The following is a 14,000-nucleotide window of genomic DNA, read 5'->3' on the forward strand; positions in this document are numbered from 1 at the left end:
CCGTCACGCTCCGGAGCCGCGGCCGCACAGCTCGACGGTCGGTTGGTCACCGACCGCACGCGGAACGGGTGTGCCCCGTCCCACTCCGCGGACCGATTTCCGACACCCGGCCAAAAACTCCTTCACGAACACTGACCGCCACCGAACAAACACCGGTCGCGATGGACATTGGCGAAACATCAGGTCAACGCGCAAATGTGCAAGTTGCAGAAATCGTCCGAATGGCCGCAACGAAACCCCCGAACGGCACTGAGAGTGATCAACTCGTCGGCCGCAGTTGCCTTGCCAGGCCAGGCCGTTCCGCCTTGTGGGCTGGATCGAACGCGGGAGAGATGAAAGACTCCCGAGCGGTGCTAGAAAGAGTGCAGCCCCGGGGGAACTGCGACCTGGCCGGAGAAAGACCCCAGCAAGAACGGACTCGAGCGCGAAGCGTTGGAGCCACAGGCGCGGACGGTGGTGGTGGCGGTGAGCAGCACGGCGAACGCGCGCCGCAGCGCCTCCGCGCTCACCGCGGGTGAAGTGCGCCACGTCGGCCCGCTCGCCGCGGGCGAGGTGCCTCAAGGGGCCGGCGGCTCACTCTCCACGGCTGAGTTGCGCCAAGGGGCCAACCTCCTCGCCGCGGGCGAGGTGCACCGCCCAGCCAACCTGGTTTTCGCAGGTCAGGACTCGTTCCCCACCCGGAAGTCCCTTCGCGCGCGCGGGCGCACGCCGCGCCCCTGGGCCGCCGCGCTGCAGCGGCCCGCCGCCAAGATCCTCGTCGCCGGGGGCCTGACCCTGGCCGGGTGGCTGCTCACCGGAGCGCTTTCCGGCAGCACCGCCACCGCGGCCGAAACCGCCGGCTGCCCGCACGCCGTCGCGTCCACTGTGGAGCACGGCGGCCTGCTGCACGGCCACCACCGCAAGAACCACCGCGAAACCGCCACCTGCGCGCAGCAGCCGGCCGACGCGAGCAAGACCGGCACCGACGCGGCCGAGACCGAGACCGACGCGGCGAAGACCGACGAGACCTCGGCCGACACGGCGAAGACCGGCACCGAGTCCGTCGTGGAGCAGTCCACGAAGGACACCCAGCCGGCCGGAGAGCCGGCGACGGAACCGGCCACGAAGGCGACCTCGTCCGGCGGCGGCCTGCTGAACGGCCTCGTCGGCACCGTCCAGTCGGTGACCGAACCCGTCACGAAGACCGCTACCCCCGAAGGCGACAGCGGCCTGCTCGGCGGGCTCGTCGGCGGCGTCGTCAACGTGGTCGGCGGGACGCTGAACACGGTCACCACCACGGTGTCCGGCACGCTGGACACCGTCAGCACGCTGACGAACACGCTGTCCCACACCGTCCTCGCGCCGCTCACCCAGCCGCCCGCGGACAACCCCGACGCGCCCGTCCTGCTCCCCCTCGACGACGTCCTGAACCCGATCCTCGGCGGCAGCTCGAACTCCGGCGGCGTCACGGTCACCGTGCCCGGCGTCACCACCGACACCGCCACCCAGCCGGCCACCACCGCCGCCGCCGTCGTCGTCGAGACCGTGCCCGCCGAAACCACGACGACGACTCAGCAGACGTCCCGGGTCACGGTCGTGCACCTCGTCGAGCGCCAGAACACGCTGCCCGCCAAGCAGGAGCAGCCGCGCGACTCCGGTGTCCACGCTCGCAACGGCGGCGACACCACCCCGGGCCTGCCCGGCGGCACCAGCGCCCCGAGCGCGCCGGCCCCGACCGCGGCGCCCGGCCACGACGGCCAGGGCGGCGCCCGCCACGCCTTCGCCGTCCACACCGACGACGTCACCACCACCCAGCTGAAGCTCATCGGCACCAGCCGCGACCACGAGGTCGACGGCGCCGGCAGGGAAGCCGCCCTGCCCACCACCTCCCCCGACTGACCCCGAACCGGGCAGCCGGGGACAACTGCGTCCAAATCAAGATCATCAGGACGCTTCCGCACGCCGTCGAGGCGTGACGTTTCCCCTGCTCCAGTACGAAATTCGTGACTCTTTCACGTCTCGTGACGCCGCAGCGCGTCCGACGTACCCCAGGGGCTGAAACCCATGCGAAACCACTGTCTTTCCGACCGGCCGACCGCGCCCGGCCGGGTCGGATCCCGGTCCCGGCGCCGCGCTGCCCCCGTGGCGCCGGGACCCACACCGGGCGCGCTCCGGGAGTCCTCGCTCACCGCGCCGAACGAGGATTCGCAGTACCGAGAGCGCGCCTGAACCGCGGGCTTCCCGGCACGTCGAGGGGCTGTGCCGGGAAGCCAGCGGTTACCCGCGAGCGGGGTCACGTCCGCGAGTGGGGGTGTGAATCAACGAACCGGTGCGCTGGATGCACATGAACGCCGCCCATCCCTGGGAGCAGGCTCGCATCCAGCGCACCGGTTCGTCTTTCTAGGCGATCGGCGCCGCCAGCGACTCCGGCGTGCCGCGGACCGACGCCTCCGCCGCACTGAGCCGCCGCACCGCCTCCTCGATCCGGTCCGGCGGCAGCGAGAACGGCAGCCGGATCCAGCGCTCCAGCCCGCCGTGGACGCCGAAGCGCGAGCCCGGCGCGACCTGGACGCCGTGGCTCGCCGCCGCCACCGCCAGGCGCGAGCTGACCGGCTCCGGCATCCGGCACCACAGCGACAGGCCGCCCTTCGGCAGCGTGAACGTCCAGTCCGGCAGGTACCGGTGCACCGCGCCGGCCAGCGCGTCGCGGTAGCCGCGCAGCTCCTCGCGACGACGGCCCAGCGCGGCGTCGTCGTCCAGCAGCTCGCCGAGCACGATCTGCTCGAACACCGGTGAGCCCAGGTCGACCGCGTAACGCGCCGAAACCAGCCGCCCGAGCAGGTCCTCCGACGCGCGGATCCAGCCGAGCCGCAGCCCGCCCCAATGCGTCTTCGACGCCGAGCCGACGCAGATCGCCAGGTCGCCGGCGAAGGCGGCCAGCGGCGGCGGCCCGGCCAGCGGGTCGCCTTCCAGATCAAGCTCGACGAGCGTCTCGTCGACCACGACCGGCGTCCGCGCGCGGGCCAGCACGGTGCCGAGCCGGGCGCGGCCTTCGGCGTCCAGGCGCAGGCCGGTCGGGTTCTGGAAGTCGACGACGAGGTAGGCGAACCGCGGGGAAGCCTGGCGCAGCGCGGCGTCGACGCCCGCGATGTCCCAGCCGCGCTCGCCGCTCGGGTCGAGCGCCACCGGCACCGGGATGGCGTGCGCGGCCCGGATCGCCTCCAGGGCGTTCGGGTACGTCGGCTGCTCGACCAGCACGCGGTCGCCGGGGCCGGCGAGCATCCGCAGGACCAGGACGAACGCGTGGTGCGCGCCGTTGGTGACCATGACCTGCGCGGGGGTAGTCGGCAGCCCGCGTTCGGTGTAGCGCCGCGCGATCTTCTCGCGCAGGCCGAGCAGGCCGCGCTCCTGGTAGCCGTGGTCGCCCAGGTGGTCGGCGAGCCGGACGCGGGCCGCGTCGACCGCCGCGGCCGTGCCCGGGATGGCGGGCGAGGAGGCGTGGGTGAAGTCGATCGAGCCGTCGCCCACCGGGGCGAGCGGGCCGCGGCGACGCCGTCCGGGCGCGGCGATCCACGAGCCCGCGCCGCGGCGGCTCGCGACGAACCCGCTCTCCCGCAACCGGTCCAGCGCGGCGCCGATCAGCGTCCGGCTGACGCCGAGCGCGTCGGCCAGCTCGCGCTCGGCGGGCAGCCGGGTGCCGAGCGGGAGCTGGCCGTCCAGCACCTGCAGCTCGATGGCCGCGGCCAGGTCGGCCGCCCCCTGCCGGGAACCCTGCCGCCACGAGCCCAGCATGACGGCCAATCGCGGCCCGGAGATACGTCCACCCAGTGGGACAGCGGCTTCCATAAGGCCAATATCCTGGAATTGGCTATGGTTTACAAGGCCACTTCTGACGGATAGTGCCGGTGTGGCTCAGATCGACCTCCGGCCCGTCCGGATCTCCCGCGACCCCGTCCGCCGCAGCGTCCAGTTGCTCGGCGGCCTCGCCCTCTACGGCACCAGCGTCGCCCTCGTCACCCGCGCCGGCCTCGGTCTCGAGCCGTGGAGCGTGCTGGCCGAGGGCGTCCTGAAGCACACCGGCCTGACGTTCGGCACGGTCACCGGCCTGATCTCGGTGGTCGTGCTGCTGCTGTGGATCCCGCTGCGCCAGCGGCCCGGGATCGGCACCATCGCGAACGTCGTGGTCATCTCGGTGATGGTCGACGTCGTCCGGGCGTTCGTCCCGGACCAGCACGACCTGGCGTGGCAGATCGTGCTGCTCGCCGGCGGCGTCGCGCTCAACGGCGTCGCGACCGCCACCTACGTCGGCGCCCGCCTCGGCCCGGGCCCGCGCGACGGCCTGATGACCGGGCTCGCCGGGCGCACCGGCTGGTCGGTCCGGCTGGTGCGCACCGGCATCGAGGTCACCGTGGTCGCCGCCGGCTTCCTGCTCGGCGGGACCGTCGGGGTCGGCACCGTGCTCTACGCGCTCGCCATCGGCCCGCTCACCCAGGCGCTGCTCCCGCTGACCACGTGGCGCGAAAAGCAGCAGCCCTGACAGGGTCGTCAACCCGCCTTCCGCTGCTGGACGGCCCGGCGCAGCGTCAGGTAGTCGGCGCCGCGCCGGGCGAGGACGTCGTCGGTGCCGCGCTGCCGGGCCAGCGCGAGCAGGATGTGCTCCTGCCCGAGGTGCTTGTCGCCCAGCCGGACGGCTTCCTTGAGGCTCAGCTCCAGGGTCTTCTTCGACTGGGACGTGAACGGGACGTGCCCGCGCTTGGCCGGGCCCAGCCGGCCGGCGAGCGCGCCCTCCCCGTGGGTCCGCTCGACGCTTTCCACGATCTGCTCGACATCGATGCCGAACTCGGTGAGCGCCTCGGCGTCGGCGTCGCTGACCCCGCCCCGCCGTCTCGTCCGCTCCAGCTCCGCGGCCAGGTCGTCGGTGGCGACGCCCAGCTCGGTGAGCAGCGGGACCCCGGTCTTGAGCAACCCGGCCAGCAGGTCCACCGGCCCGACCTCCACCGAGCCGGACTGCCGCGCCGTCATCTGCGCTTCGACGACCGCGAGCCGCGCGTCCGCCGTGAACCGCTCGAACATCAGTGCCTCCCGTACTTCTTGTGCACGGCCTGCCGGCTGACCCCCAGCTCGGCGGCGATCTCCTGCCACGACCAGCCGTCGATCCGCGCGCTGCGGACCTGCACGGCCTCCAGTTGTTCCACCAGCCGCCGGAGCGCGGCGACCGCACGCAGTCCCACCCGGGGATCGCGGTCGCCGGCCCGGGCGGCCAGGTCCGTCGCTTCCGTCATGCCTGTCAACCTACGTTGACATCGGCGGGTTGTCAACCTGAGTTGACAGACGCGTCAGCGCGAAGGTCTCCGGGGCTCGACGTACAGTCGGGTGATGCCCGAGATCGTGATCGCCGAGCGGGCCGGGGTGGGCGCCGACGGCCACCCCCGCCCGACCGAAGACCACGTCGTCGTGCTGGACAACGCGGTCCTGGTGCTCGACGGCGCCACCTCGTCCGACCCCTCGCAACCCCCGGGCGGCTGGTACGCCGAACGCCTGGCCCAGCGCTTGGCCGACGACCTCCGCGCGGCCCCGGAAGCCGACCTGACGGACACCCTGACCAGCGCGATCGCCGCCGTGACCGACGAGAACGCGTTGCGCCCGCAGCAATCGCCGTCGAGCACGGTCGCCGCCGTGCGCTGGCTCGGCGACCAGGTGGACGCGCTCGTGCTCGCCGACAGCCCGGTGGTCGGCTTCGGCGGCTTCGGCGTCGACGTCGTCTCGGACGACCGGCTCGCGCGGCTGCGCCGGCGCGGCATGCTGCAAACCGGCGCCGACGTCCGGCGAAGACGCAATGCCCACGACGGCTTCTGGGTCGCCGAAGCCGACCCGGGCGCGGCCGCGCACGCCGTGCGCCGCAGCTGGCCGCGGGCGAACGTCGACGCCGTCCTGCTCGCCAGCGACGGTGTCTCCATCGGCGTCGACCAGTACGAACTCTTCGACTGGCGCGAAGTCCTCGCGATCACGCGCGCCGACGGTCCGGACGCCGTGCTCGACGCCGTCCGGACCGCCGAAAAGCAGGACCCGGACGGCGAGCGCTGGCCGCGGCCGAAGCGTCACGACGACCAGGCCCTGGTGCTGATCGACTTCGCATCCGGGGGAATTCAGGGTCTTCCCTGATCACGGCCGTCCCGTTCTCCGAGAACCTGGAGAGCATGGGGACGGAACAGGGGAAGCGCACGAGACCGTGGCGGCTGGTGGCGCTGGGCGCGATCGGCTGGGGGCTGTTCACGGCCGTCGTGCTGCACATCATCAGCTCACGCGACCCGGTGTACGACACGCTGTCGAGCTACACGGTGACCGACCGGGGCGACGGCATGCTCGCCGCGAGCGTGTTGTCGCTGGCCATCGGCTCGCTGGCGGTGCTCGGCGCGCTGCACGCGGCAGGGGTGCCACTGTCGCGCACGACCCGGTTGCTGCTCGCATTGTGGTCGCTCGGGATGGCCGCGGCCGCGGTGTTCCCGGCGAGCTACCCGGAGGCACCCGACCCGGTGAGCGGTGAAATCCACCTCTACGCGTGCCTGGTCGCGTTCCTCAGCCTGCCCGGCGCCGCGATCTCCCTGCTGGAGTCGCTGCGGGGACGCCCCGAACGCGCCACCGTCGTGAAGGCGCTCCGGCTGAGCGCGGGCGCGTTCGGGCTGTTCGCGCTCAGCTTCGTGTTCGTGCGGCTGAGCGAGGCCGGGGTCGAGCCGTTCCGGCAGATCTCCGACGCGTTCCCGATCGGCGTCATGCAGCGGCTGCTGCTGCTCGCCGACGTCGTCCTGCTGCTCACGCTGCTGCGGGTGGCGACCCGGCTGGAGTCAGCCTTCGACGGCCGCCGCGAATTCGGGCGCGTAGCCGTACAGGCCGGGCATGCCGCCGGTGTGCAGGAACACCACGTGGTCGTCCGGGGCGAAGTGGCCGGCCCATTCGACCAGCGCGGCGGCCACCTTCCCGGTGTAAACGGGATCGAGCACGACGCCCTCGGTGCGGCCGAAAAGCCGTAGCGCGGCCCAGACGGCGTCGGTCGGGATGCCGTAGCCGGGGCCGAGCGTGGAGTCGCCCAGCTTCGCGTGGTCGAGCGACGGCGGGTCGACGCCGAGGAGCTTGGCCGCGCCCGCGACGAGGTCGTGCAGGTTCTCGGTGGCCTCGTCGAGCGGGTGGCTGACGCAGGCGATGCCGACGCCGAGGCCTCCCAGGAGCCCGGCGGCCAAGGTCACTCCGGCCGCGGTGCCGCCACTGGCGTGCGGGACGACGAGGTGGGCGCGCTCGATGCCCCGTTCTTCGAGCTGCTTCGCGAGTTCGTAGGTGGCGCGGACGTAACCGAGGGCGCCGAGGTCGTTGGAGCCGCCGACCGGGACGGTGAAGACCTTCCGGCCTTCGGCGGCGGCTTCGGCGACGAGGCGGTCGTACGTGCGGCCGGTTTCGTCGCCGTCCGCGCAGACGTGGACGGTCGCGCCGAAGAGCCTGTCGAGCGGGAGGTTGCCGCTGCGTTCGTAGGCTTCGCCGTCGCGCGGGACCTTCGCGGTGAGGACGAGTTCGCAGCGCAGGCCGAGCTTCGCGCACGCGGCAGCGGTCTGGCGGCCGTGGTTGGTCTGCAGCGCGCCGAACGTGATGACGGTGTCGGCGCCGGCCGCCTGGGCCGCGCCGAGGTGGTATTCGAGCTTGCGGAGCTTGTTGCCGCCGGCGCCGAGCGGATGGACGTCGTCGCGCTTGAGCCAGAGGTTCCGCAGGCCGAGGGCTTCGCCGAGCCGTGGCGCCTGGTGCAGCGGCGTCGGCCAGCCGCCCAGGTCGACGCGGGGGATCGCGGCGAGTGCGGCGTCGGGGAAGCCGGCGAAGTCGAACGTCATGCGCCCCAGTCTGCCGCAAGGGTGGCCGAAGACCAGCGGTATCCGGTAACGTTCGTTCGAACGAACGAGAGCGCCCGGGAGGTGCCATGACCGCCACGAGCCTGGACTTCACCGGTCTCACCGCGCAGGCCGCGCAGCTCGCCGCCGGTGAAGTCACCTCCGCCGAGCTGACCGCGACCGCGCTCGGACGTGCGCACGCGAGCCAGCCGACACTCAACGCCTTCAAGCACCTGCGTGACGAAGCCGCGCTCGCCGAAGCGGCCGAGGCGGACGAGCGGCTGCGGGCCGGCGACCGGAAGCCGCTGCTCGGCGTGCCGGTCGCGATCAAGGACGACGTCGACCTCACCGGCCTGCCCACGTCGTTCGGCTGCGCCGGCGAGTTCCCGTGCGCCACCACCGACGCGCCCGCCGTCGCGCTGCTGCGCGCGGCCGGCGCGATCATCATCGGCAAGACGAACACCCCCGAGCTGGGCCAGTGGCCGTTCACCGAGGGCCCCGCCTTCGGCGTGACGCGCAACCCGTGGCACCCCGGCCACACCCCCGGGGGTTCTTCGGGCGGGAGCGCGGCCGCGGTGGCGTCGGGGGCCATCGCGGCCGCGCTCGGTTCCGACGGCGCCGGCTCGGTGCGCATCCCGGCCGCGTGGACCGGGCTCGTCGGCATCAAGACCCAGCGCGGCCGGATCCCGACCGAAAGCGAGCTGTTCCACGGCCTGACCGTGCTCGGCCCGCTCGCCCGGACCGTCGAGGACGCCGCCCTGCTGCTGGACGTCGTCGCGGACACCGGCAGCACGTTCCGGACCGCCGCCGCGCGCGAACCGGGCCGGCTGCGGATCGGGCTGTCGACGCGGATTCCCTTCACCGCCACCAAGACCCGGCTCGACCCGGTCGTCGAAGCTTCCGTGCGCCGCCTCGCCGAAACGCTCGCCGGGCTGGGCCACGAGATCGTCGAGGTCGAGCCGGACTACGGGCTGATCGGCCTGACGTTCCTGCCGCGCTCGCTCACCGGCGTCCGCGACTGGACGCTGCGGGTGCCCGACCGCGCCGGGCTCGACCCGCGCACGCGCAGCAACGCCGGCCACGGCCGGCTCCTGGCCGGGCCCGCGCTGCGGCTCGCCCGCGCGCTCGAGCCCGGGCTGCACCGGCGGATCGGCTCGGTGTTCGGCCGCGTCGACGTCCTGCTGACCCCGACCACCGCGACCCCGCCGCCGCCGATCGGCACGTTCGACGGGCTGTCCGGCTGGGAGACCGACCAGGCCATGATCGCCGCCTGCCCGTACGCTTGGCCGTGGAACGTGCTGGGCTGGCCGGGGGTCAACGTCCCGGCCGGGCTCACGGCCGACGGGCTCCCGCTCGGGGCCCAGCTGCTCGGCCCGTCGCACGCCGAGGAGCGGCTGGTTTCGCTCGCCGCGCAACTGGAAGAGGTCGAACGGTGGCCGGAGCGGCATCCCGAGACAAGCTGGTAAGCACCCGGGACGCCATCCTGCGCGGCGCGCTGACCGTCGTCGGCGAGCACGGTGTCGGCGGGCTGACGAATCGCCGGATCGTCGCCGCGGCCGGCGTTTCGCTCGGCACGTTGACCTACCACTTCCCCAGCCAGACGGCGTTGCTGCGCGAAGCGATGCTGCTGTTCGTCGAGGAGGAGACGGCGAAGCTCGGCGCGATCGTCGACGGCTACCGCGCGGAGGGGTTGAGCGTCGAGCAGGCGGCGTCGGTGGTCGAGCAGGTGATCGCGCAGCTGCCCTTCGGCGCCGACGAGCTGGGCGCGCACGAGCTGTACTTGCAGTCCGCCCGGGATCCTGAACTGCACGAAGCGTCTTCGCGGTGCTTCGCGGCGTACGACGAGCTGGCCGTGACGATCCTGTCGGCCCTCGGCGTCCCCGATCCCGGCCGGCTGGCGGGCCCGGTGGTCGCGCTGATCGCGGGCCTGCAGCTGCGGCGCTTGGCGACGGGCGAGACGGACACACCGGTGGCCGAGCCCCTGATGATGCTGCTCCGCGGGGCTTGATGGCCCGGCCGATCGTCCGCGGCACGGCGGCGTGGAAGTACTTCGGCGACTTCCGCGACGTGCTGCTGGCGGGCCAGGTGCTGGTGCTGCAGGTGGCGCACCCGGTCGTCGCGGCGGGGGTCCGGGACCACTCGGACTACACGTCGGACCCGTGGACGCGGCTGATGCGGACTGGTGCCTCGCTGTCGATCTACGTCTACGGCGGTGCGGCCGGCGCCCGGGTGGAGGCGGCCCGGTTGCGGTCCTTGCACCGGTCGTTCACGGGCACTTCGGACGGACGCCGGTACAGCGCGCTGGATCCGTTGGCTTATGGGTGGGTGCACGCGACGCTGGTGATGGTTCCGGTTGACGCACAACGGTTCTTCGGACAGCCACTGTCCACTTCGGAGCTTGAGGAGTACTACGCGCAGATGTGCGACGTCGGGCGGATGCTCGGGGTGCGGGCGCGGGATCTGCCGCCGGACTGGGCGGGGTTCGAGCGGTACTACGACTCGATGGTGGCCGGTTTCGCGACGAACGCGGCGATCGAGCAGCTCTTCGAGACGATCCGGACGGTGCCGAAGCCGGTCTCGTGGTTGCGTGATTCGTGGTGGCGGCCGGTCCGGGATCTGCAGGCTCGCGGGCAGATGTTCTTGATCCGGGCGACCTTGCCACCGGTGTTACGGGAGCGGCTGGGTCTACAGTGGACTCCCCGTGACCAGCGCCGGTTCGCGCGGTTCGCCCGCGTCGTGCGGCTTGTCGCGACCCCCATCCCACCGGGCTTCCGGACGGCGCACATGCGCTGGATCGGCAAGCTGAACGTGTGGCTCCGCGCGCACCCGAAGGCCTACCAGCGCCTGGTGGGCGGCCACGGCCCCGGCTCGACGGCGCAAGGGTCGTGAGTGTGGGGTCGGGTTCTGATGGGGAGACGCTCCTGAACCGGACAGGTTGTGTCCGGTATCCGGGATAGCGTCGTGATCATGACAACGAACACCGTCCAGCTGGCCTCCGTCCGCGTGATCACCGACGACCTACCGCGACTCGTCCGCTTCTACGAGGTCCTCACCGGCGCCACCCCGCAGTACCTGACCGACGACTTCGTCGAGCTGGTGACACCGTCCGCGACGTTCGCGCTCAGCGCGCCGGAGCGGGTCGCTTTCATCACGGACAACCCGCCGCGAGCGGCCGCCAACCGCACCGCCATCGTCGAGTTCGTCGTGGCGGACGTCGAATCCCTGCTCGCCTCCATGAAGACCGAACTCGGCGATGACCTCGACATCGTGCAGGCGCCGACGATGATGCCCTGGGGCAACATGTCCGTACTGCTCCGCGACCCCGAAGGGTCACTCGTCAACCTCTACACGCCGGTCACGCCGCAGGCGCGGCAACTGCAGCGGAACCGGACACCCAAGATGCCACCGGTCCTACCCTGAGTCGCCGCCGGGATCGACGATCGCCGCGGCGATCAGCTTCTGCCCCAGCGCGGCAATGACCCCGCGCAGAGCTTGCGGCCGCTCGATGACGAACGGCTGATCGAGAGCCGCCAATCTTCCCGCGACCCATTCCAACCGTTCCGCACGTACGAAAACTCTCAGCCATTGACCATTTCCGGAGACGCCGGCTACCGGTTCGACCGACGCCAGCGTCTCCGGGAACAGCGCTCGCACATGCACCGCGTCCGCGTCGACGAGCACTGACACCTCATGTCGCCCGGGACCCGCCGCGAGCGGGCCCACGACCCGCTGCACCGGGTTCAGGTCGTCCGGGACCTCGAACGTGCCCTCCAGCAGGCGCAGGCCGGCGATGCGGTCCAGGCGGAAGGTCCGCTCCGCCTGGCGCCCGACGTCGTGGCCGGTGAGGTAGAGCCGCCCGCGCACGGCGACGATGCCGTGCGGATGAACGGTGCGTGACTGTGCACGTCCGTGCCGCGGCAGGTAGTCGAAGGCGATCGGACGCCGGTCCCCCGCCGCCTGCGCCAGTCCGAGAAGCACTCTCGCGCCGGCCTCCTCGCTACCCCCGGCGCGCTCTGCCTCGCCGATCCGGCCGCCGGTGAAGTTCACGGTTTCGACCACCGCGTCGATCTGCCGCGCCAGGGCCGGGGGCAGTACCCGGCGCACCTTCGAGGTGGCGGCCTCCACGTCACCGATCGAGGCCGGACCGGACCCCGACCGGCCCGTCAGCAGAAGTCCCCAGACGACCGCCAGTGCTTCCTCGTCGGTGAGCATCAACGGAGGCATCCGGTAGTGGCGCGCCAGTCGGTAACCGCCGTAACGACCACGCGCGGAATCCACCGGAATGCCGAGCTCACGCAGGTGCTCCACGTAGCGGCGCACCGTGCGGCCATCCACGTTCAGGCGCTCGGCCAGCTCAGCAGCGGTACGGGTGCCACCGGACTGCAACAACTCGAGCAACGTCAATACCCGAGCCGTCGGCCGTGCCACGTCACCCCACACCATGATCGGGCTGACGCAGACCCGCCGACGCGCCCACACCGGGCGGGGTTCCCGCGGAGCCGATCAACGCCTGCAACTCATCGGAGAACACCATTTGCCCATCCTCGGCCCGAAAGGTCGAATAATCAGGAGACACTCCCTGAACACTCCCGGCAACTCGCACAGTCGCCGACCGGCACTTCGCCGGTCAGTCGTCGCGGCCGGTGGTTCGCGCGTAGTGGGCCCGGGCCTTGGCCCGGTTCCCGCACCGGGACATCGAGCACCACTGCCGGTTCCGCCGCGGGGACGCGTCACAGAACCGGATCCCGCAATCGTCCGCCGCGCACACCCGCACTTCGGCGTCGCTCGTCGCCAGGTCGATCGCGTCCGCCGCCAGCGCCGCGAACGCTGTCGCCACCGGGTCCTTCGGGGCTGGGACCTCGCGGCGCAGCCGGCCGCCCACCAGTACCAACCGCGGCGGTGGGACCGGAGCCGACGCCGCCGCGTTGTTCACCAGCTCGATGTCCATCTTGTCCGGCACCTCGGGCGGCAGCAGGACCCGGTCGATCGCCTCGCGCAGTGCCTTCGCCGCCAGTACGTTCCCGGCCGTCACCGGCACCGGGCCCGTCGTGAAGCCCGCCAGCGAAAGCCACTCCGCCAGCGCGTCCGGTCCCGTCAGCAGCTCCACGCCGTCCGCGTACCGCGCGCGCAGTGTGTTGACCAGGTCGAGGCACGGCCGTCCGCCGTCGAATGCCCACTCCATTCCGCCACTCTAACCGTTGCCGACAGTTAGAACGTCGGCTACCGTCTAACCCCATGAACCGGTTAGAAAACATGGCCACGGTCAACGGACTCCGGATGCACTACCAGCGCGCCGGCGACGGCCCGCCGCTGTTCCTCCTCCACGGCTGGCCGCAGACGTCGCACTGCTGGCACAAGATCCTGGCGCCGCTCGCCGAGACGCACACCGTCATCGCCCCCGACCTGCGTGGCTACGGCCGCACCGACAAACCCAAGACCGGCTACGACAAGCGCACGATGGCCACCGACGTCGCCGCCCTCGCCGAGCACCTCGGGTTCACGAAAACCGCCGTCGTCGGGCACGACCGCGGCGGCCGCGTCGCGCACCGCTGGGCCCTCGACCGTCCCGACCAGGTCGACCGCCTGGCCGTCCTCGACATCGCCCCGACCCGCGCGATGTGGCAGCGCCTCGACACCGGCATCGCGAAGGCCTACTGGCACTGGCTCTTCCACCTCCAGCCCGACCTGCCCGAACTCCTCGCCGGCCAGGACATCGCCGCCTACCTCGGCTACTTCTTCGAACGCTGGACCTACCAGCGCCACGCCCTCGACGCCGAAGCACAGGCCGAGTACGTCCGCGCCTTCTCCCAGCCCGGCGCCCTGCGGGCCGGCTTCGACGACTACCGCGCCTCCTTCCCGGACGACGCCGAACTCGACGACGCCGACTTCGACGCCGGCAAGCGCGTCACCCAGCCACTTCTCGCCCTCTGGGGCGCGAACGGCCTGCTCGGCACCCTGCCGACGCTCGAGATCTGGCGGGAGTACGCCACCGACGTCACCGGTGAGGCGATCGCCGAGTGCGGCCACTTCCTGCCCGAAGAACAGCCGGACGAAGTGGTCTCCCACCTGCGGAAATTCCTGAACCCCTGAGACCCCCGGGGGCCCCGGTCCCCCGCGCTGGGGACCGGAGTTCCCTCCCCGCCGTGACGCCCG

14 protein-coding genes and 1 pseudogene are annotated in these 14,000 nt (G+C 72.2%); 9 read left to right on the forward strand and 6 right to left on the reverse strand.

Annotation, left to right across the window (positions count from 1 at the left end; translation table 11 throughout):
• Nucleotides 1-465 precede the first annotated feature (465 nt).
• On the forward strand, nucleotides 466-1,878 hold the full coding sequence (locus ABFJ78_RS00155; RefSeq protein WP_436383405.1) for a hypothetical protein: 1,413 nt from the start codon (nucleotides 466-468) through the stop codon (nucleotides 1,876-1,878).
• 501 nt (nucleotides 1,879-2,379) lie between these two features.
• Here the strand turns inward: ABFJ78_RS00155 and ABFJ78_RS00160 are convergent.
• Entirely contained in the window at nucleotides 2,380-3,825 is a 1,446-nt protein-coding gene (locus tag ABFJ78_RS00160; protein WP_436383407.1) for a PLP-dependent aminotransferase family protein, read from the reverse strand.
• 61 nt (nucleotides 3,826-3,886) lie between these two features.
• Here ABFJ78_RS00160 and ABFJ78_RS00165 point away from each other — a divergent pair, with 61 nt between their 5' ends.
• Nucleotides 3,887-4,516 (forward strand): YczE/YyaS/YitT family protein, encoded by a 630-nt coding sequence (locus tag ABFJ78_RS00165; RefSeq protein WP_436383408.1) that lies wholly within the window; start codon nucleotides 3,887-3,889, stop codon nucleotides 4,514-4,516.
• An 8-nt stretch (nucleotides 4,517-4,524) separates the two neighbouring features.
• Here ABFJ78_RS00165 and ABFJ78_RS00170 read toward each other — a convergent pair whose 3' ends face one another.
• Together ABFJ78_RS00170 and ABFJ78_RS00175 are read right to left on the reverse strand one after the other, a co-directional pair.
• Nucleotides 4,525-5,052 (reverse strand): Clp protease N-terminal domain-containing protein, encoded by a 528-nt coding sequence (locus tag ABFJ78_RS00170; protein ID WP_436383410.1) that lies wholly within the window; start codon nucleotides 5,050-5,052, stop codon nucleotides 4,525-4,527.
• Nucleotides 5,052-5,261 carry a sigma factor-like helix-turn-helix DNA-binding protein gene (locus tag ABFJ78_RS00175; protein WP_086675674.1) on the reverse strand — a complete coding sequence of 70 codons (210 nt, stop codon included), beginning with the start codon at nucleotides 5,259-5,261 and terminating at the stop codon, nucleotides 5,052-5,054. Before ABFJ78_RS00175 ends, ABFJ78_RS00170 begins: the two co-directional genes overlap by 1 nt.
• 94 nt (nucleotides 5,262-5,355) lie before the next feature.
• Between ABFJ78_RS00175 and ABFJ78_RS00180 the strand changes: the two genes are divergently transcribed.
• Nucleotides 5,356-6,141, forward strand: a complete 786-nt coding sequence (locus tag ABFJ78_RS00180; RefSeq protein ID WP_436383412.1) for a protein phosphatase 2C domain-containing protein — start codon at nucleotides 5,356-5,358, stop codon at nucleotides 6,139-6,141.
• 35 nt (nucleotides 6,142-6,176) lie between these two features.
• Nucleotides 6,177-6,740, forward strand: a pseudogene (locus ABFJ78_RS00185) (DUF998 domain-containing protein); the annotation flags it as partial.
• A gap of 81 nt (nucleotides 6,741-6,821) precedes the next feature.
• Here ABFJ78_RS00185 and ABFJ78_RS00190 read toward each other — a convergent pair.
• Nucleotides 6,822-7,850, reverse strand: coding sequence for a D-cysteine desulfhydrase family protein (locus ABFJ78_RS00190; RefSeq protein ID WP_436383414.1), 1,029 nt, complete (start codon nucleotides 7,848-7,850; stop codon nucleotides 6,822-6,824).
• A gap of 86 nt (nucleotides 7,851-7,936) precedes the next feature.
• Between ABFJ78_RS00190 and ABFJ78_RS00195 the strand changes: the two genes are divergently transcribed.
• The 4 genes from ABFJ78_RS00195 to ABFJ78_RS00210 all read left to right on the forward strand — a co-directional run bounded on the left by ABFJ78_RS00195 (nucleotide 7,937) and on the right by ABFJ78_RS00210 (nucleotide 11,267).
• Nucleotides 7,937-9,313: an amidase gene (locus tag ABFJ78_RS00195; RefSeq protein ID WP_436383415.1), complete on the forward strand. Its 1,377-nt coding sequence runs from the start codon at nucleotides 7,937-7,939 to the stop codon at nucleotides 9,311-9,313.
• Entirely contained in the window at nucleotides 9,280-9,855 is a 576-nt protein-coding gene (locus tag ABFJ78_RS00200; protein WP_436383416.1) for a TetR/AcrR family transcriptional regulator, read from the forward strand. The genes ABFJ78_RS00195 and ABFJ78_RS00200 overlap by 34 nt, the downstream gene beginning before the upstream one ends.
• Complete coding sequence (locus ABFJ78_RS00205) at nucleotides 9,855-10,736, forward strand: oxygenase MpaB family protein (RefSeq protein ID WP_436383417.1); 882 nt, start codon at nucleotides 9,855-9,857, stop codon at nucleotides 10,734-10,736. Before ABFJ78_RS00200 ends, ABFJ78_RS00205 begins: the two co-directional genes overlap by 1 nt.
• Before the next feature lie 78 nt (nucleotides 10,737-10,814).
• Nucleotides 10,815-11,267 (forward strand): VOC family protein, encoded by a 453-nt coding sequence (locus ABFJ78_RS00210; RefSeq protein ID WP_436383419.1) that lies wholly within the window; start codon nucleotides 10,815-10,817, stop codon nucleotides 11,265-11,267.
• Here ABFJ78_RS00210 and ABFJ78_RS00215 read toward each other — a convergent pair.
• Together ABFJ78_RS00215 and ABFJ78_RS00220 are read right to left on the reverse strand one after the other, a co-directional pair.
• On the reverse strand, nucleotides 11,259-12,275 hold the full coding sequence (locus ABFJ78_RS00215) for a helix-turn-helix transcriptional regulator (RefSeq protein WP_436383421.1): 1,017 nt from the start codon (nucleotides 12,273-12,275) through the stop codon (nucleotides 11,259-11,261). The two genes, ABFJ78_RS00210 and ABFJ78_RS00215, sit on opposite strands and share 9 nt — an antisense overlap.
• Nucleotides 12,276-12,474: 199 nt before the next feature.
• A complete protein-coding gene (locus tag ABFJ78_RS00220; protein WP_436383422.1) occupies nucleotides 12,475-13,029 on the reverse strand; it encodes a CGNR zinc finger domain-containing protein in 555 nt (184 codons plus the stop codon).
• A 53-nt stretch (nucleotides 13,030-13,082) separates the two neighbouring features.
• Between ABFJ78_RS00220 and ABFJ78_RS00225 the strand changes: the two genes are divergently transcribed.
• Nucleotides 13,083-13,937, forward strand: coding sequence for an alpha/beta fold hydrolase (locus ABFJ78_RS00225; RefSeq protein ID WP_436383423.1), 855 nt, complete (start codon nucleotides 13,083-13,085; stop codon nucleotides 13,935-13,937).
• The last annotated feature ends 63 nt before the right edge of the window (nucleotides 13,938-14,000 follow it).

This window comes from Amycolatopsis sp. MEPSY49, from assembly GCF_051337345.1.
Lineage (GTDB): Bacteria > Actinomycetota > Actinomycetes > Mycobacteriales > Pseudonocardiaceae > Amycolatopsis.